The 19,275-nt window shown below is 40.0% G+C and carries 17 protein-coding genes; 8 read left to right on the top strand and 9 right to left on the bottom strand.

Going from position 1 to position 19,275, the window contains the following annotated elements; all coding sequences use genetic code 11:
- The first annotated feature begins 226 nt into the window (after positions 1-226).
- From AACU33_RS17795 to AACU33_RS17780, 4 genes are all read left to right on the top strand, one after another.
- Positions 227-1,561, top strand: coding sequence for a polysaccharide biosynthesis/export family protein (locus tag AACU33_RS17795; protein WP_096595288.1), 1,335 nt, complete (start codon positions 227-229; stop codon positions 1,559-1,561).
- A 94-nt stretch (positions 1,562-1,655) separates the two neighbouring features.
- The gene (locus AACU33_RS17790) at positions 1,656-3,830 is read left to right on the top strand and encodes a GumC family protein (RefSeq protein WP_096589933.1); all 2,175 of its coding nucleotides are present in this window, start codon (positions 1,656-1,658) and stop codon (positions 3,828-3,830) included.
- Positions 3,831-3,956: 126 nt separating this feature from the next.
- Positions 3,957-4,349, top strand: a complete 393-nt coding sequence (locus AACU33_RS17785; protein ID WP_339376111.1) for a hypothetical protein — start codon at positions 3,957-3,959, stop codon at positions 4,347-4,349.
- 131 nt (positions 4,350-4,480) lie between these two features.
- Positions 4,481-4,825 (top strand): hypothetical protein, encoded by a 345-nt coding sequence (locus AACU33_RS17780; protein WP_096589931.1) that lies wholly within the window; start codon positions 4,481-4,483, stop codon positions 4,823-4,825.
- Positions 4,826-4,933: 108 nt separating this feature from the next.
- Here AACU33_RS17780 and AACU33_RS17775 read toward each other — a convergent pair whose 3' ends face one another.
- A complete protein-coding gene (locus AACU33_RS17775; protein ID WP_096589930.1) occupies positions 4,934-5,755 on the bottom strand; it encodes an alpha/beta fold hydrolase in 822 nt (273 codons plus the stop codon).
- Positions 5,756-6,137: 382 nt separating this feature from the next.
- Here AACU33_RS17775 and AACU33_RS17770 point away from each other — a divergent pair, with 382 nt between their 5' ends.
- Positions 6,138-7,217, top strand: a complete 1,080-nt coding sequence (locus AACU33_RS17770; protein ID WP_096589929.1) for a hypothetical protein — start codon at positions 6,138-6,140, stop codon at positions 7,215-7,217.
- A 190-nt stretch (positions 7,218-7,407) separates the two neighbouring features.
- On the opposite strand, the gene AACU33_RS17765 is transcribed toward AACU33_RS17770, so the two are convergent.
- Positions 7,408-7,986: a TetR/AcrR family transcriptional regulator gene (locus tag AACU33_RS17765; RefSeq protein ID WP_096589928.1), complete on the bottom strand. Its 579-nt coding sequence runs from the start codon at positions 7,984-7,986 to the stop codon at positions 7,408-7,410.
- A 51-nt stretch (positions 7,987-8,037) separates the two neighbouring features.
- Between AACU33_RS17765 and AACU33_RS17760 the strand changes: the two genes are divergently transcribed.
- A complete protein-coding gene (locus AACU33_RS17760) occupies positions 8,038-8,544 on the top strand; it encodes a hypothetical protein (protein WP_096589927.1) in 507 nt (168 codons plus the stop codon).
- Positions 8,545-8,604: 60 nt separating this feature from the next.
- On the opposite strand, the gene AACU33_RS17755 is transcribed toward AACU33_RS17760, so the two are convergent.
- Complete coding sequence (locus tag AACU33_RS17755; protein WP_096589926.1) at positions 8,605-10,305, bottom strand: sensor histidine kinase; 1,701 nt, start codon at positions 10,303-10,305, stop codon at positions 8,605-8,607.
- 234 nt (positions 10,306-10,539) lie between these two features.
- Between AACU33_RS17755 and AACU33_RS17750 the strand changes: the two genes are divergently transcribed.
- Positions 10,540-12,093 (top strand): YcjF family protein, encoded by a 1,554-nt coding sequence (locus tag AACU33_RS17750; RefSeq protein WP_096589925.1) that lies wholly within the window; start codon positions 10,540-10,542, stop codon positions 12,091-12,093.
- Between the two features lie 310 nt (positions 12,094-12,403).
- Here AACU33_RS17750 and AACU33_RS17745 read toward each other — a convergent pair whose 3' ends face one another.
- The 5 genes from AACU33_RS17745 to AACU33_RS17725 all read right to left on the bottom strand — a co-directional run bounded on the left by AACU33_RS17745 (position 12,404) and on the right by AACU33_RS17725 (position 14,946).
- A complete protein-coding gene (locus AACU33_RS17745; protein ID WP_096589924.1) occupies positions 12,404-12,730 on the bottom strand; it encodes an SH3 domain-containing protein in 327 nt (108 codons plus the stop codon).
- 185 nt (positions 12,731-12,915) lie between these two features.
- Complete coding sequence (locus AACU33_RS17740; protein WP_096589923.1) at positions 12,916-13,230, bottom strand: SH3 domain-containing protein; 315 nt, start codon at positions 13,228-13,230, stop codon at positions 12,916-12,918.
- 81 nt (positions 13,231-13,311) lie between these two features.
- Positions 13,312-13,623 (bottom strand): SH3 domain-containing protein, encoded by a 312-nt coding sequence (locus AACU33_RS17735; protein WP_096589922.1) that lies wholly within the window; start codon positions 13,621-13,623, stop codon positions 13,312-13,314.
- Between the two features lie 44 nt (positions 13,624-13,667).
- Positions 13,668-14,393, bottom strand: coding sequence for a L,D-transpeptidase (locus AACU33_RS17730; RefSeq protein WP_096589921.1), 726 nt, complete (start codon positions 14,391-14,393; stop codon positions 13,668-13,670).
- 394 nt (positions 14,394-14,787) lie between these two features.
- Positions 14,788-14,946, bottom strand: coding sequence for a hypothetical protein (locus tag AACU33_RS17725; protein ID WP_339376110.1), 159 nt, complete (start codon positions 14,944-14,946; stop codon positions 14,788-14,790).
- A gap of 195 nt (positions 14,947-15,141) precedes the next feature.
- Between AACU33_RS17725 and AACU33_RS17720 the strand changes: the two genes are divergently transcribed.
- Positions 15,142-16,929 carry a serine/threonine-protein kinase gene (locus AACU33_RS17720; RefSeq protein WP_096589920.1) on the top strand — a complete coding sequence of 596 codons (1,788 nt, stop codon included), beginning with the start codon at positions 15,142-15,144 and terminating at the stop codon, positions 16,927-16,929.
- 61 nt (positions 16,930-16,990) lie between these two features.
- On the opposite strand, the gene AACU33_RS17715 is transcribed toward AACU33_RS17720, so the two are convergent.
- Positions 16,991-19,120, bottom strand: coding sequence for a serine/threonine-protein kinase (locus AACU33_RS17715; RefSeq protein WP_096589919.1), 2,130 nt, complete (start codon positions 19,118-19,120; stop codon positions 16,991-16,993).
- Positions 19,121-19,275: the final 155 nt, after the last annotated feature.

The raw sequence follows: 19,275 nt of genomic DNA, 5'->3' as shown, positions 1-19,275 counted from the left end.
TGCGATCGCGCTTTGCTAAGACAAGTATGAATTCAGCTTGACTCATATTTCAGTAATGCGGGCGATCGCTTTTTCTTGATGTAATATTTTCACATCTTTGGACATAGTAATTTCTCGGTGAAGTAAGAGACATTTTAAGTATTACCAGAGTAGAATAGCGACTCAAGCAAGACCCATTTTTGAGTCTAGCTTTCCTATGACAAATGTTTATATTTACAATTTTCATATGCGTGCATTCAGCGCTCTGTGTTTTGTGAGCCTCCAGCTTGGTGTTTTCTGGACAACAGCGTTTCAAGCAGTTGTTGCTCAACCTGTAACCTCTCCACAACCATCATCAGGGCAAGCCTCTCCTTTTCCCTCACCTCCTGAGGTTGCACCTACTGGTTTAAACAGCGAAATCTCTCCTCAACTTAACCGCTACGTTTTAGGGCCAGGAGATACTATTAGCGTTGTAGTTCAGCGCCCTCCTGGCCCTTATCGCTTAGGGCCAGGAGATAACATTAGCGTTATAGTTCAACGCTTTCCAGATTTGAGTTTCCAAGCATCAATTAATCCCGAAGGCAACATCATTGTCCCGCTAATCAAAACAGTATCGCTACAAGGTTTAACTTTACTAGAAGCACAAGAAAAAATACGCTCCTTACTCAACCGTTACGTAGTCGAGCCAGTAGTAGTTTTATCATTAACAGGGCAGCGTCCCGATTTAAGTTTTCAAGCCGTAATTAATCCGGAGGGGAATATTTTAGTACCGCAAGTAGGAACAGTATCCCTACAAGGCTTGAGTGTGGAGGAAGCACAAGAAAAAATTCGTTTAGCTTTAAGTCGCTTGTTAGTAGATCCAATTGTGGCAGTATCATTGGCAGCACCAAGACCCGTGCAAGTCACGATTAGCGGGGAAGTTTTTCGTCCGGGGATTTATGCAATGGCATCGCCTACACCCCGTGTTGGGGATGCTTTGCTGACATCTGGTGGGACGACAATCAATGCAGACCTACGACAAGTACAGGTGCGTAGGCGGTTGGTTGATGGGTCTGTGATTTCGCAAAATATTGACCTGTATACAGCATTGCAGAATGGTAGTTCAGTACCTAATTTCCGCCTCCAAGATGGCGATGCCATCATAGTTCCCCGGCGTGAAATTGGTACTGATGATGGCTACGATCGCAATCTGATTGCTCGTTCAACCTTAGCTGTACCACAGATTAGAGTCAGGGTTTTAAACTATGCCGCTGGAGGCATTGCCAATCAAGTTTTACCTAATGGCAGCACATTTGTAGATGCATTAGGCGGAATTAATCTTGATACCGCTAACCTCCGAGATATTGCTTTAGTACGTTTCGATCCCGAACGGGGTCAAGCTGTCACCCAAAGGCTAGATGCTAAAAAAGCTCTAGGTGGCGATATATCCCAAAACGTGCCGCTTCAAGATAATGATGTTATCGTGGTTGGTCGTAACCTGATTGGTAGAATTACTAACGCTCTCAGTACAATTACGCAACCATTCTTTAACGTTCAGAGCTTTATTCGCTTCTTTGACTTCTTTACAGGCGGAGCGAAGTAGTGGGGAGATGAGGAAGCAAGGAGGAAAAGGCAGAGGGGCAGGGAGCAGGGAGCAGGGGGAAAAGAAATAACTAATAACCAATGACAAATGACAAATGACTCCACCAATTGTTAAACGCTATATTATTGCTTTTGAAAAGTATAAATTAATTGGATTAGCCAGTTTTGTCTTAGTTGTAGCTGGTTCAACGGTGGTGGCTTTACAACCAGAGCCACCACCTAGCTATATAGCAAATGCGGCGCTAACCTACAATCGCCCGCCAGTTTCCTTCTCTGCAACTGGTAGTGAAATTCAACAACAAGGGCAAGAATTAAACGAACAAGTTTTACTATCAGATCAGTTGATCGAAGCTGTGTCAGCCAAAGTCAACGTTAAACCAAAAAAAATTGGTACAAGTATTGCCATTTCTATACCAAAGAAAAATCCTCGAACTGGACAATTAGATTCCACAATTATCGAGCTTAAATATAAAGATAGCGATCGCAAGCGAGCTGTAGAAGTATTGCAGGCATTGATGCAAGCAATGGTCAAGCTCAGTAGTGATATTAATACAGGGCGATTAAAAGCAATTATTCTCAAAATTAACGAACGCGTACCTCAGGCTAAGTTGGAACTGCAAGCAGCAGAGAGGAGGCTAGAACAATACGATCGCCGAGAGCGACCTGCAATATTAGCATCTGAGAATGGTAGTTTATTAACTGCGGTGACTAGCAGCCAAAATCAGCAACGTCAAATTAAACTTACTATTGCTGGTATTAATGCTCAAATTCGCAGTTTGCAAGACAAATTAGGTTTAAATGTTGGTCAAGCTTACGTTTCTTCAGCTTTAAGTGCCGATCCAATTCTTGCGAGTTTGCGATCGCAAATTTATCAAATTGAATCACAAATTGCCGTGCTGCGCAAAGATTTGCGACCAGAACACCCAACGATGATTCAGTTGCAGCGTCAGAAACAGGCGGCTGAAGAATTACTGCAACAACGGGCGGCGGAAGTGGTAGGTGGTGGAGGTACAGCAGCACCTCTAACTGGTAATGTCTCGAATATTCGTGCCCAAAGTAACTTAGATCCAGCACGCCAAGAACTTGCAAACCAGATGGTAGCATTGCAAACCCAAAGGGAAACGCTACAACAACAATTAGCTCAACAAGTTCAAGAAGAAGCGCGATTGCGACAGGTATATTCTTCAATACCTAACAAACAATTAGAGCGATCGCGTTTAGAACAAGAGGTAGCCTTGAAAAAAGCTGTCTATGACAAAATGCAGGCGAAGCTAGCCGATGCAAAAACCGCAGAAGCTGAAACTGTCACGAGTCTCAGTATTGCTAGACAACCCATTGCGATCGCTGATACCGTCAAACCTAAGAGCGTGCCTGTGACGTTGGCTGTTGGCGGTCTGATGGGATTGGTAGTAGGTGGCGGTATCATCTTCTTGTTAGGTTCGCTAGAAGGTACTTTCAAGACCAGAGAAGATATCCGCGAAAGCCTGAAGCAGCGGGAAGTTGCAAGGCTAGGAGAAATACCTCTTATACCTACTGATGATTTGGATGCAGAAGCCATACCAGTTATAGTTTCCCCATATTCTCCTTATTTAGAATTTTATGAAAAGTTCCGCAGTAATTTGCGGCGGATAGGTGGTAAAAACCTCAAAGTAGTTTTAGTTACTAGTGTCAGTAACTCCGAGGGTAAGACTACAAGCGCTTATAACTTAGGCATAGCTTCTGCCCGTGCTGGCAAAAGAACCTTGATTATTGAAACAGATTTGCGATCGCCTTCTGCTTGTTCATCCTTAAAAGTTAATCACGATCCCGATGCTAATATTGAACCTCTACGCTATTACGCCAGCCTTAGTGAATGTATCCGCTTAGTTCCTGATGTAGAAAATTTATACATACTTCCTAGCCCCGGCCCTTTGCGGCAATCGGCGGCAATTTTGGAATCAAGCGAAATGCGACGGCTAATGGAGGATGTGCGAGAGCGCTACGATCTAGTAATTTTAGATACTAGCCCCCTGAGCTTATCTAACGATCCTTTGTTAATCCAACCTTACAGCGATGGGATAATAATTGTGGCGCGACCAAACTATACCCAAGAAAACTTGCTAGGTGAAGCGATCGATCAATTAGTTGAATCGGAACTAGGACTTTTAGGGGCTGTGATTAATGGTGGTGATATCATTGTCTCTTTGCCTGAGTCAGTTGAAAAATCAGCAAATGTTTCATCTCAAAAAGAATCAGACGCAGAAGTTTCCGTAGCTGCCAACAACAGCTGATTAATATACTGAATTCTCTCAAGCATCAATATACAGTTGTTTTCAAACCAGCTGTATGCTTTCGGGATCTATTTTGCTTGTAGATTTAAACGCAGTAGATCCAACACCAATTTTATAGTTTTATTATTGAGAGCTTTAATTCCGTCCGCGATCGCTTTAACATTAATCGTGGTTTACAACAACGGTTTTCCCCATGTAACGGCTTCGCCTGAAGTTCGGCAGCAATGGGCAGACAAAGAATTTCGTGGTTATCCCATAGTTGTGAACTCAATCAAAATCTGTCAGCCAATTATTGAGCGTGTAGGTAGTGTAAAATTTGTTGCACCGAATCAGGGTAAAAACTATCTGATATATGAGGCAAATAGTTCGAGTAATGAAGTGGAATTATCCTTAGACGTATCCGGCAATAAAGGTGTAGCTTTTGCCAACATCCAATACAGTAGATTTACCCATGTAGCAGAGGTGCAATTGACTTATCAGGACAAAACAGAGAAACTAAACTGTCGAAGCCAGAAGTGAGCTATCTTGCAACAAGTTATTCAATGAATGCAATGATTTACTGTAGGATTAAGCAACAATGGCGAGTTAATGCTGTAGTGTCAGCACCTCAAAGTTCAACTCAATGCTGTTAAAGCAACCAAACCCAAACCATGCCTAACAAGTTTGACGAAGAGCGATCGCTGCCTGAAGAACCGGAAAAGTATTTTAAAACTCAGCACCTCAAAGTCTCTCAAACTAGCGACATGGGGCAACAATTGACTTGTGAATGTCGCAACTGCTTGACTGCGCTATCTATTGAAGTGGTTTTTCAGACACCGCAAAATTCCAAACCGCGACTCAAAGGTAAAACTGACGATCGGCAGGATGAAGGACTGAAATGTCCTAATTGTGGACGAATTCCCATCTTTCTAGAAAACTGTATTGTACAATCAGTTGTTCAACTACCTTCCTCGCCTTGGCAAGAACAACTAAATGCAGACGAAAGTACTGAATAAGGTCGAACGTTTCAATAATTCTTTCTTCTTCAGCCAGAATGTCAGAACTAAGTAACTCAACCGCAAATAGAACATTCGCCTGCAAAATTACGTAACTTTTTCGCAGCCTCAAGTCTTGAGGAATGCGAGCAGATCGCTATTAAATTGATCCCGATGGGTGCTGGCTAAACCGTGGTCTGCACCTGGATAAACCTTGAGAGTCGATCCTTTGACAATTTGCGACGAGAGAAGAGCTGAGCTACCAATCGGCACAATTTGGTCGTCATCGCCGTGAATTATTAATGTTGGTACGTCAAATTTCTTGAGGTCTTCGGTAAAGTCGGTTTCTGAGAACGCCTTGATACAGTCAAGCGCGCCTTTGAGACCAACTTGCATACTCCAAAGCCAAAACTGCTCCCGCAGACCTGACGAAACCTTAGCACCCGATCTGTTGGCACCATAGAAAGACTCGCTGAGATCCTTGTAGAATTGAGAGCGATCGCTAGCTACGCCTGCACGGATGTTATCAAAGACTTCGATCGGCAATCCGCCGGGATTAGCCTCTGTCTTCAGCATCAGCGGTGGTACTGCACCCAGCAACACAACTTTGGCGACGCGCTGTGTACCGTGGCGACCGATATAGCGAGTAACTTCACCGCCACCTGTTGAGTGACCGACCAGAACCAAATTAGTCAGATCCAAGGTTTCAATGAGTGTCGCCAGGTCGTCGGCGTAGGTATCCATCTCATTACCATTCCAGGTTTGGCTTGAGCGTCCGTGTCCGCGACGGTCGTGGGCAATAGCGCGATAGCCGTTAGATGCCAAGAACACCAGCTGCTCGTCCCAAGCATCAGCATTCAGCGGCCAACCATGACTGAAGACAACGGGTTGTCCTGTACCCCAGTCTTTGTAATAGATCTGCGTGCCGTCTTTTGTTGCGATCGTACTCATCTTACAACCTCCTTTGGGTATGCATTCCGAACCTAGGTTTACTTGATTACTGCCAAATTATTAATATTTAGGGATTTCTCTGAAATGCGATCGCCTGAATTTCGCTCAAAAATCACTGCTTGCCACTACAATACTGAATGCGATCGCCTACCAACCAATACCATAAAGAACCCAGTACAGCAGCGATAGATCGCAATTAATTTAGATTTGCTGGCGATAAAACTTGGCGATCTGCTACTCATAGCAGAGATATTTTCAATAATCGATTGTCATATTGTTGACATCAGGTGTGAGCGCTCGCTAGTGGGATTGCTAGCAAGAGATTGTGATGTACAAGGTGCTATACTCATCAAGTTTTAGTTAGCTATAGGTAGCATATCTAATGACATCCCCACGAGAAGCAATTATTTTTATTCATGGATTTTATCTTGGTAGAGATAGAAATTATTTTATTGATAGTTTATCTACTGGTTTTACCGAAGTATTAGGAAATTTAAGAGTTGAAGAAGCTGGTGAAGAAAAAATAGCTGGATATGCTAGCAAAAAGTTCAAAGTATATGTAGATATAGACAATATCAAAGAAGTTGATATCTATGATGCCTATTGGAACGATCTCATAAGTCAACCCTTAAGTAGTACTAACTTAAAAAATCAGGTGTTTCGGGGCATATATATGTTATTTCATTGGCTGTTTACAAAGGATATATTTGCTTTAAAAAACTCGCCACCTTTACTTATCGGTTTAGGTATATCTTTACTTCTATGGATTTTTTGGTTTTATGGAGTGATTGCACTTGCGCTTGTAGCTTTAGGACAGGAACCAAATTTATTAGGTTTTCCGATTTCTGAGGATTGGTCAAAACAAATCAGCGCTTTTGGAAAACAGATGACAAATTGGTCTGCTTGGTTGATTGTGAGTGGATTATTCAGCTTTGTACCGATTAATACGATCGCTGACATTGCAGACTTTTCCACACGATATTTAGAAGAAAATTCTGAAGGCAAGATCTTAAAGGCAAAAATTCGCAAAAAAGTTACAGAGACATTAAATGCTGTAGTAGAATCTGGCCTTTATGACAAGATAACTGTATTAGGTCATAGTTTTGGAAATGTTATAGCTACTGATGTGCTTGCAGATTATCAGCAAAAATTTCAAGTTCGCTACATTTCTCTGGGAAGTTCTTTAAAAGTATTTTCCTCTAAATCTAAACAGATTGAGGAGGAAATTAAAAAATGCTTCAACAATCAACAAATAGAAACATGCATTGACTTTTATTCCAATCAAGATTGGCTATGTACACAAACACCTATTCCTGAAGGCTGTGATTATAAAAAAATCATACACAAAAAAATTAAAATTCCCTTTTCACTATTAGATCAGCTTACTGGTAAATCTCACGATCACTATTTCATGAATGAAGAAGTATTGAAAACCTGTCTAAACTATGAAAATAAAATTTAATGCTACTATAAGTGGAGTTTGCAAGGACACAGAAGATAATGTCTATATCTTTGGTGAAAGTTTTAATTACTCAAACATCTATGTTACTTAAATTGAGCTAATTAAGAACAACTTTTTAGCAAAATATGTATTGATGATTAGCGCATAATGAATTTCTCAAATCAGGTAAAACCCCTCTGGATTGAGGATTTTAACTCATACAAAAGCGTAAGGCGCGACGAACGTATTCTTCCCATGATTCGGGTGTAGGTTGAAATATCAGAGCATAAAGCATAATTGCACTCATCGTATCAAAGACTAGCCCAGGATCTAAATCTGCTTGAATCTCATTTCTTGCTTTGGCGCGTTCAAGTACAACCGCGAAGGCTTGTCTGCGCGGTTGTAGATACTTTGTCCAGTAGATTTGCGCAAATTGAGAATTATTTGATGCGCTGCTGATAATCATCGCTACAGTTTTTCGCCCCAAAGGACTGAGGGTGATTTGTGCAGCATTCTTAATCAATTCATCCATATCATCCCAAAGATTACCTGTGTCAGGAATTACCACATCTTGCCTGACACTCTCGATCGCATCAGCAACTAGTTCTTCTTTAGAAGAATAGCGTCGGTAAATAGTTGGTTTACCAACTCCAGCACGAGTTGCGATCGCATCCATACTCATGGCGTCAAAACCTACTTCTGCTAACAATTCTAAGGCTGCTTGCAATATTGCTTGATGCGCTTGGGTACTTCGGGGTCTTCCTTGCGATTTTTTATTGCTATGTGTCATCAGTGTTATTATAATTTACGAAACGGTTTCGTAAAGAAATTAGCTCGTCCTATGAGCAAGTATCCTCGACCGCGCTATCAAGATAAACACAGTACTCAGACTCTTCAGCAAGGACTCGATGAATATTATGCATTGAATCCGAATGTCACTAATCCTCAGGAACTACCGCTAGAATTTGCCAGAATTTTGCTGGCGCATGATGTCAGTCATGTCATCTACGGCTGTGACACGGGGATGTATGATGAACTAAAGTTGTTGCCTCTAACTTGGTGGACAAGCGACTACAAATTTCGCAACCATTTACAAACGCTAAAAGACCCAACTATCAGTCCGGCAATTCGTATTATGTATGATGACTTGATCGAGCAGCATGGAATTTTGTGGTTATATAGTTCAATTTTTTTAACTTTGCCTCAATTACTACCAAAATTAACGCAGATTTGGTTCAGAAATCGCCAAAGAAAGTCTTATGTTCCCTTTTTAAATTTTGAACCACTGCTAGAGCGATCGCTTTTAGATATTCGCCAAGAGTTTAACCTTTTGCCTTTGATTGAATAATTGTTTCTAGAGTCGTTTGATGCTGAAAAAATCTGATCTATGGCATCTTGAAAAACTTGATTAAAGATGAGAAATTGGCAGAGTGATCGCAAACTCTGTGCCTCGATCTAATTCAGAATGGCAAGTGATTTTACCTTGATGTTTTTCTACTACAATCTGATGGCTAATTGCTAAACCTAAGCCTGTACCAATACCTCTGGGTTTAGTTGTGAAAAATGTTTCAAATATTTTTTGTTGTGTATCTGATGTCATTCCAGGGCCGTTGTCTACAATTCGCACAACGACAAAATTATTTTCCTGGCATTCAGTCATGATAGTGATTTCGGGTTTAAATATTGAATTTTCAGCCCATCTTTCCTCTAAAGCATCGATCGCATTGCTCAGGATATTCATAAATACCTGATAAAGTAAAGTTGTATAACCTGGGATAGCTGGAATCTCTCCATAATTGCGAACAACACTAATACCTTTTTTCAAGCGATTGTTCAAAATTAACAATGTACTATCAATACAGGGATGTATGTCTACCAACTGCGATTCTCCTTCATTTAAACGGGAGAAATCTTTCAAGCTTCGGACAATTTCGCGGGTGCGGTCAGCACCAACTGTCATGGACTTGAAGAGTTTTGGTAAATCATCTTCCAAAAATTCTAAATCTATTTCTTCTACTAAATCTTGTACTACATTAGGAGGATTGGGAACTTCATCTTTATAGGTTTGTACTAAAGTTAATAGGTCATCAACATAAGTTTTTGCGTGTGCAAGATTACCAGAGATGAAATTTACAGGATTATTAATTTCATGGGCAACACCAGCAAGCATTCGTCCTAAACTGGACATTTTTTCACTTTGAATGAGTTTTGCTTGAGCTTCAGCTTGTTGCACTTCTAAAAGGTGCTTTACTTGTTGGATGAGTTGGTTAAGAGAAGTAGCTAATGCACCTACTTCATCTGTTGTAGTTACAGGTGCTTGTAAGTTGAAATTGGCTTCTTGAGTAACTTTTTGAGCAACATTTGTGACTGCATTAATTGGACGAGCAATAATTCTACTGATATACAAAGCGAGGATAGCAGCGATCGCCACTGAAAATAGAATACTACCAATAATAATTTGAGATTGGATGACCGCAGCCTGATTTTGGGCGGTATCCGCCTCTTCTTGACGTTCTCGTACTGTTTTGGCAAATTCGGTTAGATCGTGAGCAAATTCATAAAATTGCTGTGCAGTTTCACTGGTAGTAAATTTTCTGACTAATTGCTCTGCTTGTGCCACTCCCTCTGGCTGGGAAGTGAGTGATGAAATTTGCTGCATCAGTGTTTTGATCTGTGAGAAATACACTTTTACAGTGGTATTGTGCTTCTTGAGTAAAGCTTGCAGATCGGCTTGCGGACTCGTTTGGCTAAATTCCTGCAATTGCGGAACTAAAGTTTCGGCTTCTGTCAAATCGCTTATGAAATCAGAAATTTGTGCTGGCAAAGCTTGTGGCTGCTGTAAAAAAGACAATATTTGATGTTGGTGAATCTGTATTTCTAATATTCTTCCTTGTAAACTACTTAACAGACTCCCTTCTTCATCTGCCACCATCATTTGATACCTAGCTTTTTGAAAGTAGCGATCGCCAATTACCAATCCTGCGGTTATGCCTATAACCCCAATTCCCAAAGCTAAACCATACCCAAAGACGATTTTTTGGCGAATACTTAATCGATAAAATAATTGTTTCAGCCAGTTAGAGGATTTTTGTCTAGATATTTCTGTCATAGTCGCCTTTTCCAAAAGTCAGACACAATTCTTTTGCTGTTGATAGACTTGAAACCCAACCCTGAAAGCTTTTTGGTAAATATTTACTTTTTGCCACGACAGTAACTTCCCTGTCTTTCTTTGTAAATTTGATACCAAATGCGGTTTCAGTTTATCAAAACTAGCTTTTTTTTACCCTGGTGATAAACACTGAAACTATTAAGATTAGAAGCATCCGCCTACTGAATATCCACCATGCCTCTGTCACGCATAGTCACGCTGATTGTTGGTCTGATAGTTATTTTGGGGTTAAGCCTGTGGCTGATTGATTCCCTCTCACGTCTCTACTGGCAATTGTCCTATTCGCCGTTGCTGGGCAATTTGCTGTTGCTGCTGTTGATTGTGCTAATCGCCTGCTTGGTTGCAGCCTTTGTTTATTATGTGCTGGTGCTGCAAGCAGGCGAGCAACGTTCCCGGCGCAAGCGTCCGCGTGTTACTCCAGCAGAAATTCCGGCTGCCAAATCTGATGCGGCTTCTTCCACGTTACAAGCTGTGCGGCAGCAAGTGGCACAGATTCAAGATGAAGTAGCCAGACAAGCTTTACTGAGTAGATCGCGAGAGATTGAAGTCAATTTAGCCAGGGGTGAAATTCAAGTTGTGGTGTTTGGTACGGGGAGTGCTGGCAAAACTTCCTTAGTAAATGCTGTGATGGGGCGCATGGTGGGACAAGTTGACGCACCGATGGGTACAACCCAGGTAGGAGAAACCTATTGTTTGCGGTTGAAAGGATTAGAACGCAAAATTTTAATTACCGATACACCAGGAATTTTAGAAGCAGGGGTGGCGGGAACAGAACGAGAACAACTCGCACGCGCTTTAGCAACGGAAGCAGATTTACTGTTATTTGTGGTAGATAATGATTTACGACGTTCCGAATACGAGCCACTGCGAGGTTTGGCAGAAATTGGCAAGCGATCGCTCTTAATTCTCAACAAAACAGATTTATACACAGATGAAGATCGGGAATCGATTCTGGCAAGGTTGCGTCAGCGAGTCCGGGGATTTATCGCGCCTAACGATGTCGTGGCGATCGCGGCTAACCCCCAAACTGCCCAACTAGAAACAGGCGAAATCTACCAGCCAGAACCAGATATTGTCCCCTTGTTGCGGCGGATGGCTGCAATTCTAAGGGCTGAGGGTGAAGATTTAGTAGCAGATAATATTCTCTTACAATCTCTGCGTTTGGGAGAAGAAGCGCGGAAACTCATCGATGCACAACGCCGCCGCCAAGCAGATAAAATCGTCGAGCGATTTCAATGGATTGGTGCTGGTGTGGTATCAGTCACGCCGTTACCAGTCGTAGATTTACTAGCAACTGCTGCTGTCAATGCGCAAATGGTTGTGGAAATCGGGAGAATTTACGGCTGTGAATTGAACATGGAACGGGGGCGAGAGTTAGCTTTATCTTTAGCCAAAACTCTTGCTAGTTTGGGAATTGTTAAGGGAGCAATTCAATTACTTTCTACTGCCTTGCAAACCAACCCAGCTACTTTTATTATTGGTCGGGCAATTCAAGGCGTAACAGCAGCTTATTTAACGCGGATTGCCGGGAAAAGTTTTATTGAATATTTTCGCCACGACCAAGATTGGGGCGATGGTGGGATGACAGAGGTGGTACAGCGACAGTTTCAAATTAATCGCCGGGATGAATTTATTAAGGCTTTTGTCCAAGAAGCGATCGCGCGAGTGGTCAAGCCTTTGCAAGCCAATTCTGAGGTAGTTAAAGATGATACTGAAGCGAATGGTTAGGATATTTTTGAATAGCGATTGATGCAATTATTATCATCATAAAAAAGACGTTACATCATAACGTCTCTTCAATATTTATTTAATGGTTGATCGCATAAGTAATATCATGTCCGCTAAATTAGTTGCGATATGTCATTGCGAGTGGAACGAAGCAATCACAAGGTCTCTGCGATTGCTTCCCTACGGTCGCAATGACAAGTGTTAAAACGGACATTATATAAGTCTATAATTGCTCCCAAAAATTTTATGAAATTAAATAAGGCTTAAAACACTCACTAATGACAAACTGTGAATTTAAGATCGGCCTGCATTATTCGCTGTATTGAGCATTGCAAACGTAGTCAGAACGTACCCATCCACGGCTATTTTTGTAGGAAATTTTGAACCAGTCACCATCTTGGCTTCTTCTACTAGTTAATACCCTGATATTTCTTCCTGAGGGAATTTGTCGAATCTCGTCGCGATCTTGTCCTGGCCCATTACGTAAAGCCAACGTACCGCTAGGATCGTTAGTACATACATAAGCAGAATAACCTTCTGATCGAGTTAGGCGACTTCCTTCGGGGACTACTTCTTTGGCAGTTACGGGTAATGTTGCTGTCAAGATTAATGCACTCACTATGAGTAATTTAGACATAGTTGATAACTCCGTTTTGAGTTAACTATTCTGAAGGAAATAAATTTAGTTAAGCTAGTTGCAATATATCCAACTGTAGAGAGTTAAAACGATAAAACCAAGCTGGGATTGAGCCATGACAAAGCTAATAATTATTATTTTTATTTATTAACTTTTATAGCTCAATCCCATTAGTTAGCTACTTATCAATCTGGAGGACAAGTGTATCTAGCATCAATCCATCCACGGCTATTTCCATAATTAACTAGAAACCAGACTATACCATTACTATTTTGGATAGTTCTTATGACCCTAACATCATTTCCGTTAGGAATTTGGCGAATAACTCTGTAGTTTGTACCCGGACCAGTACGTAAATTTAGAGTACCACCAACATCATTAGTACATATAGTAGCACTATATATTTGAGATATCAGAACACCTTTAGAGCCTATTTCTTGTGCGCCTACGGGTAATGCTGCTGAAAAAATTAATGCACCAGCCATGAATAGTTTAAACATGATTTGAAACACCTTATTTGAATTTTGAATTAACTATTTTGTAATTGTGAAATCTATTGAAGTGCTTAACTAATCAGCAACTTAGTAATGGCAAACGTAGTCAGAACGAACCCATCCCTGCCTATTTCTATAGACAACTTTTAACCACTCAAAACCATCACTACTGGTGGTAGAGTCTATAACTGTAAGATTTCTTCCGGCGGGAATTTGGCGAATACTTCTGTAGTCTGTACCCGGGCCGGTGCGCAAAGTCAGAGTCCCACCAACATCGTTAGTACATACATAAGCAGCATAATTTTGAGATATCAGAACACCTTTAGAGCCTATTTCTTGTGCGCCTATGGGTAATGCTGCTGCAAAGATTAATGCACTGGCTATGAATAGTTTAAACATGATTTGAAACTCCGTTTTGAATTAACAGTTTTGAGATTGAAAATTTACCGAATAGTTACATTGAGGAATTGAGGCTTGTAAGTACGGACGTATTCCAAAACCTCGGTCAAATCCTCTCGATTAGTTAATGCAATACACCCTGATGTTCCATCTTCACCGTTGTTTTTCTCAAAAGATGGATCGTAATGGATACCTAGATCTGTACGACCTGTATGGAATTGGGGTTGTATGGCCAGAAATCTATCGCCTGCTTCGGGGATTGAGCCGCGAGTCACTCTTTTTGCCACTCGATATCTTCCATCTGGTAGCGGTGCTTCTGTTCCAGAGCGATCGCGATCTCTAGTTTGGGTATAAGCTCGTCCAGAGACGGTCATGTATGAACCGATTTGTTGTCCGTTAGCAAAAAGACGCAGTTCGTACAAAGGGTTCCCCAGATGATTAACCTGGTTCGTTGGCACCAACTGCATGTAATTACTCCCTATTGCTGCTGAGTATTGATGGGGTTTTGCACGACCCTTACTCAAGCTCTGCTCATCTGAATGTCTAGATCTATTTGTTAAATTACCTACAGGTGTAGCAAAACTATCAATTTCATCTTGTTGTGGAGATTTAACAGTATTAGTACTGCTTATTTTCTCTTTATTAGCTGAGATTAATTTACTAGGAGATTGTTCATTGTTTAAAGTTTGTGGAACTTTAATTTCTGCATTAGCACTGCAACTCGCAGTAGCTACACAACTTAAAGTTATGAGTAGTAATCGAAAAACCATTTAACTTCTTGGTTGTTTGTTTTTCGACTATAATCGTCATTTTTAAGCAAAAACCTGAGAAATAACGCGTAATTTTATATTATTGAAAACTGCGTAAAATCTAGTAATTTTAAATTAAAAATATATTAGACAAGAATAAATTCTGATTTATAAGAAAATTTTTTATGATTAATTATGATGATGATACGCATGAATTATATTTAATAACTTCACTAAATTTAAGCAACCAAATCGTGGGTATTGCTTTGCGCAACAAAGAGTTCAGTCTACATCTTCCAGAATTAAATTTGACAAATTTCTCGGGGTAATTACATATCCATATATGTATAATTAATTTCGCGATAGTCCGAAATAAGATACTGATAAACAATGCTATTTCTTCTATAGATTAAAGTTAGTGCAAACTAAATAGTACTAAAGAACTACTTTGCTTTTCATTACATACTTCAGTTGTTTGCGCTTCTGTAGTTATGGCAGTGAATGGCTTTGCCTTGATATCTGCATAAACTATAGGCTTTCGTGCAATAATACCAATATTGAGGCGTCTTGGCACTATTTAATACCTGATACGTCATTACTATATTTTGTATAAAAATCTTAATATACTATTTTTACTGGTAAAAAATACTTACATCATTAAGGTTGGCATTTCTAGAGACATCCCTCTGTAGAATTAATTCTAGGGCATTCCGGAAATTAGGGGGAAAGATCAGAAAACTTATATCAGGACTTACTCAGTAACCAGCTCATGACCCACCCCATGATCGGTAAAGTACTACAAGCACGTTACCAAATTGTCCAAAGCCTAGGTGCAGGGGTATTTGGACAAACATATATTGCCATAGACATAGAATACCCAGAAAACCCGAAATGCGTTGTTAAACAACTGAAGGTTAGCAGTTCTCACCCTAGTTACTTAGACAACTTAAGGCTGCGTTTTCTCACGGAAACCGAAACTCTCAAACGTCTAGGACGCCATGCGCAAATTCCCGAACTCATTGCTTGCTTTGAAGAAAATGAGCGATTCTACTTAGTGCAAGAGTTTATTGAAGGACATGCACTGACAGAGGAACTGCCAATAAATAAACAGTGTGGGGATATTTGGAGTGAGAACCAAGTTATCGCATTTCTGGAAGATGTCTTAGGCATTCTGGAATTTGTTCATGCTCAAGGTGTGATTCATTGCGATATCAAGCCGGAAAATCTAATCAGACGTGCTTATGATAGCAGGTTAGTATTAATTGACTTTGGCTCAATTCAGCCATTTGATTTTGGCGATGACGCAGAATTGCCTATCCATTCGGTTCCTGTTACTTCATTAGGATACATACCACCAGAGCAATTTATTGGTCAAACACAGCCTAATAGCGATATTTATTCTTTAGGAATAATTGCTATCCAAGCATTAACAGGATTGTCACCATTACAATTTAAATTAGATCCTTATACAAATGAGATTATTTGGCATTCTCCACAAATAGCAGTTAATGATTATTTAGCTGCGATTCTCAGTCAAATGATCCGCTACGATTTTCAAGATCGGTTTCAATCTGCGAGTGAAGTACTGCATATACTTCAGGAAATGATGTGGGAAAGTCATTTACCACCTGTAGCAGAACAAAATGACCTGTATATAGAGCCATCTGTAACCGTAAGCCATTTACCTAAAAGTTATACAACCAAAAAATCGGCTCCTTTACTAACAGGAATGAGATTAGGTATAGCAGCTAATTCTATGTTGCTAGGCTTGGGAATGTATTCATTATTTACTAATTCCCCAAGCTACTCAGAAAAGGATACTTTATATAAAGCAACAGAAGAATATCAAGCAGGAGATTTGCAAGAGGCGATCGCTCTAGTAAAATCGATTCCTCCAGACAGTAATATTTATCCAGAAGCTCAAGCTACAATTGACGAATGGCAACAGCAATGGCAAGTCGCTGCTGAACATTACCAGTTTGCTGAAACAGCTTTTAATGCTGGTAGATGGTCAGATGTATTGAGTGTTGCTGCTAAAGTACCAGATATTCTATATTGGCAGTCTAAAACAGATAAATTAGTTGAGCAAGCACGCACTCATCTAGAAGCACAAACACAAGACTTATTAGCAAAAGCTTATGCAAGTGCAAATAACAGAGATTTTGCTACTGCTATAGAATATCTGCGTCAAATTCCTCAAGAAAGTTCGGCGGGAGCTATAGTCCAAAAGAAATTGGCTGAGTACGATCAAAAGCAGCAAATTAGAGCTACATTTTTCTTGCAAAAAGCTTATAATAAAGCCTCTGCGGGTGAATTTGAAGACGCTGTTAAATTTTTGCTGAAGGTTCCGAAAAATACTCCAGTTTACGCACAAGCTCGCATCAAATTGAATGAGTATACTCAAAAGCAACGCTTGCGATTACAAGCTAATAGATTAGCTTTATTAAAGCAAAATTCTTCGGTGAAGAAGTCGAATTCAGATAATCGTTACTATTCAAATAGAAAAATTGAAAAGTTAAGACCGATTATTGATATTAATGATATGAGTATTCAATAGTAGGACGGTGGAATTCAAAGATAACTGTTCAGGGTTGTCATTAAAAAAATCTAAAATTGATTTACCGTGGTGGCTGATTGGGAGCAAGGGGATTAGGAAGTCGGATGAGGGGTACAACTACAGGCTGTGATTTTTCATTTTGTAGTTGATTTTGTGCTTGCTTGCTTGCTTCTATTGCTTGTTGGTAATCAGGCTTATATTTTATTGCTTGCGCATAAGATGCGATCGCATCTTGATAGCGCTTTAAATTTACTAGAGCATTACCTCTGCTATACCAGCTTTCATAGTGGTCTGGCTTGTAACGCACTGCTCTATTATAGGATGCGATCGCATCTTCATATTTCTGTAAATTGTATTGAGAATTACCCAAGTTATACCAAACTTGATAATCGTTACGCTTCAAAGGTATGGCTTTATTGTAAGATTCAATTGCTTCTTGATAGCGTTGGCTTTGATGTAGCGCCCAGCCTCGACTATACCATGCTTGGTAATTATTGGCATTGTATTTAATTACTTGCTCAAAAGATGTAACTGCTTCGGGATAACGGCGCAGAGTAATTAGCACATTCCCCCTAGATAACCAAGCTTGGTAATAATTTGGTTTATATTGTACCGCTTTATCATAATCTCTAAATGCATCTTCATAGCGGTTTAGGTTGACTAGAGAATTGCCGCGATTATACCAATAGTTTTGATTGTCGGGCTTTAATTCTATAGCTTTATCGTAGGCTATAATTGCATCTTCATAGCGTTTTAAACTATGCAGCGCTAAACCTTTATTATACCAAGCAGTATCATAGTTATTTTGCAATTCTATGGCTTGATTATAGGCTTTTATTGCATTTTCATATTGCTGTAAATTACTAAAAGCTTCACCTTTTGCATTCCAGATTTCTGGAGATTTACTTTCTAATTGTAGAGCTTTATCAAAAGAGGATATTGCTTCTTGATAGCGCTGTAAATTTTCCAAAACTAAGCCTCTACTAGTCCAAGATTCTAAGTAATCTGGCTGAAGTTGAATTGCTTTATCGTATGCCGCTAATGCTTCTTTATACTGTTTTAATGCAGATAAACTGTTACCTCGACCATACCATCCTTGAGCGTAATTAGGTCTAATATTCACGGCTTTATCGTAAACAGCAAGTGCATCTTGATAACGTTGTAGGTCATATAATGTATTACCTTGTTTATATAATTCTGTGGCGTTATTTGTATAGATACCGTCAAGAATAAATGTCAAAGCAGCCCCACTTACACCTAATATAAATATCCCTGCTAAAATTTTGTGAATTATTTCTTTTTTATATTTGTGATTTTTTAAATTCTTAAATGGCAATATCGGAGTTAATGCTATTGTTTGCGCGGCTGGCTTAATTAACTCTTTAATTGCTTGTAATGCTTCTGTTGCCGAAGCGTAGCGCTGACGAAAATCATAACATACCATTTTGTTTAATACTTGTGCGAATTCTGGCGTTACTTGAGTATATTTTTGCCAGATAATCTCATTACTATCGTCATCCTTTTCTAATTGTTCTGGTGGTAATCCTGTTAAAGCTTGAAGCGCAATTATTCCCACCGCATAAATATCACTGCTAAATTTAGGATTACCTTGTGCTTGTTCCCCAGGAAGATATCCTGGCGTACCAATAGCAACTGTAGATTTCGTTTGACCCTGTGGCGTAACAACTTGGGTAGTAATTTGTTTAACTGCACCAAAGTCAATTAATACTAACTTGTTATCTTGCTGTCTTCTGAGAAGATTGCACGGATTGACATCGCGGTGAATTACTTTCTGTTGATGAACAAACTCTAAAATTTCGAGTATTTCCATCAACAAGGAAATTACCTCATTTTGGCTAAAAGTTTTCCCTGGTATTAATTCTTGACTCAGGTTATGACCTTCGATAAATTCTTGTACCAAATAGAATTCCGCATTTTCTTCAAAGTATGCTAAAAGTTGGGGAATACAATCGTGAGTACCTAATTTGTAGAGAACTTGAGCTTCTGTATCAAATAAACGTCTAGCAGTCTCTAAAGTTACTGGATCGTTTGCCTGAGGCTTGAGTTTTTTCACAACACATTGAGGAGATCCCGGTAATTGAGTATCACAAGCGACAAAGGTTTCCCCAAATCCCCCACCACCCAAGTGGCTCATAATTTGGTATCTTCCAACAAGTGTGTTTCCCAGCATCAGGTTTGCCTAGTTGAGTGCGATATATCTGATTTCAATCTTGGCACAAGCAACCCGGATTCAGCGCAAGGAGGTGCGGGAGTGTGAGGAGTGTGGGGAGTGTGGGGAGTGTGGGGAGAAATAACTAATAACCATTAACCCTTGACTCTTGACTT

It is taken from the genome of Calothrix sp. NIES-2098 (genome assembly GCF_963875125.1).
In the GTDB taxonomy this organism is placed as follows: domain Bacteria; phylum Cyanobacteriota; class Cyanobacteriia; order Cyanobacteriales; family Nostocaceae; genus Aulosira.
This window is presented reverse-complemented; position numbering and strand designations above follow the sequence as displayed.

Bases quoted from the DNA above. Each gene is read 5' to 3' on its own strand.
- AACU33_RS17715 (WP_096589919.1), bottom strand. From the start codon at position 19,120: ATGCTGGGAAACACACTTGTTGGAAGATACCAAATTATGAGCCACTTG.
- AACU33_RS17750 (WP_096589925.1), top strand. From the start codon at position 10,540: ATGCCTCTGTCACGCATAGTCACGCTGATTGTTGGTCTGATAGTTATT.
- AACU33_RS17745 (WP_096589924.1), bottom strand. From the start codon at position 12,730: ATGTCTAAATTACTCATAGTGAGTGCATTAATCTTGACAGCAACATTA.
- AACU33_RS17780 (WP_096589931.1), top strand. From the start codon at position 4,481: ATGCCTAACAAGTTTGACGAAGAGCGATCGCTGCCTGAAGAACCGGAA.
- AACU33_RS17730 (WP_096589921.1), bottom strand. From the start codon at position 14,393: ATGGTTTTTCGATTACTACTCATAACTTTAAGTTGTGTAGCTACTGCG.
- AACU33_RS17770 (WP_096589929.1), top strand. From the start codon at position 6,138: ATGACATCCCCACGAGAAGCAATTATTTTTATTCATGGATTTTATCTT.
- AACU33_RS17795 (WP_096595288.1), top strand. From the start codon at position 227: ATGCGTGCATTCAGCGCTCTGTGTTTTGTGAGCCTCCAGCTTGGTGTT.
- AACU33_RS17755 (WP_096589926.1), bottom strand. From the start codon at position 10,305: ATGACAGAAATATCTAGACAAAAATCCTCTAACTGGCTGAAACAATTA.
- AACU33_RS17775 (WP_096589930.1), bottom strand. From the start codon at position 5,755: ATGAGTACGATCGCAACAAAAGACGGCACGCAGATCTATTACAAAGAC.
- AACU33_RS17740 (WP_096589923.1), bottom strand. From the start codon at position 13,230: ATGTTTAAACTATTCATGGCTGGTGCATTAATTTTTTCAGCAGCATTA.
- AACU33_RS17720 (WP_096589920.1), top strand. From the start codon at position 15,142: ATGACCCACCCCATGATCGGTAAAGTACTACAAGCACGTTACCAAATT.
- AACU33_RS17735 (WP_096589922.1), bottom strand. From the start codon at position 13,623: ATGTTTAAACTATTCATAGCCAGTGCATTAATCTTTGCAGCAGCATTA.
- AACU33_RS17790 (WP_096589933.1), top strand. From the start codon at position 1,656: ATGACTCCACCAATTGTTAAACGCTATATTATTGCTTTTGAAAAGTAT.
- AACU33_RS17765 (WP_096589928.1), bottom strand. From the start codon at position 7,986: ATGACACATAGCAATAAAAAATCGCAAGGAAGACCCCGAAGTACCCAA.
- AACU33_RS17760 (WP_096589927.1), top strand. From the start codon at position 8,038: ATGAGCAAGTATCCTCGACCGCGCTATCAAGATAAACACAGTACTCAG.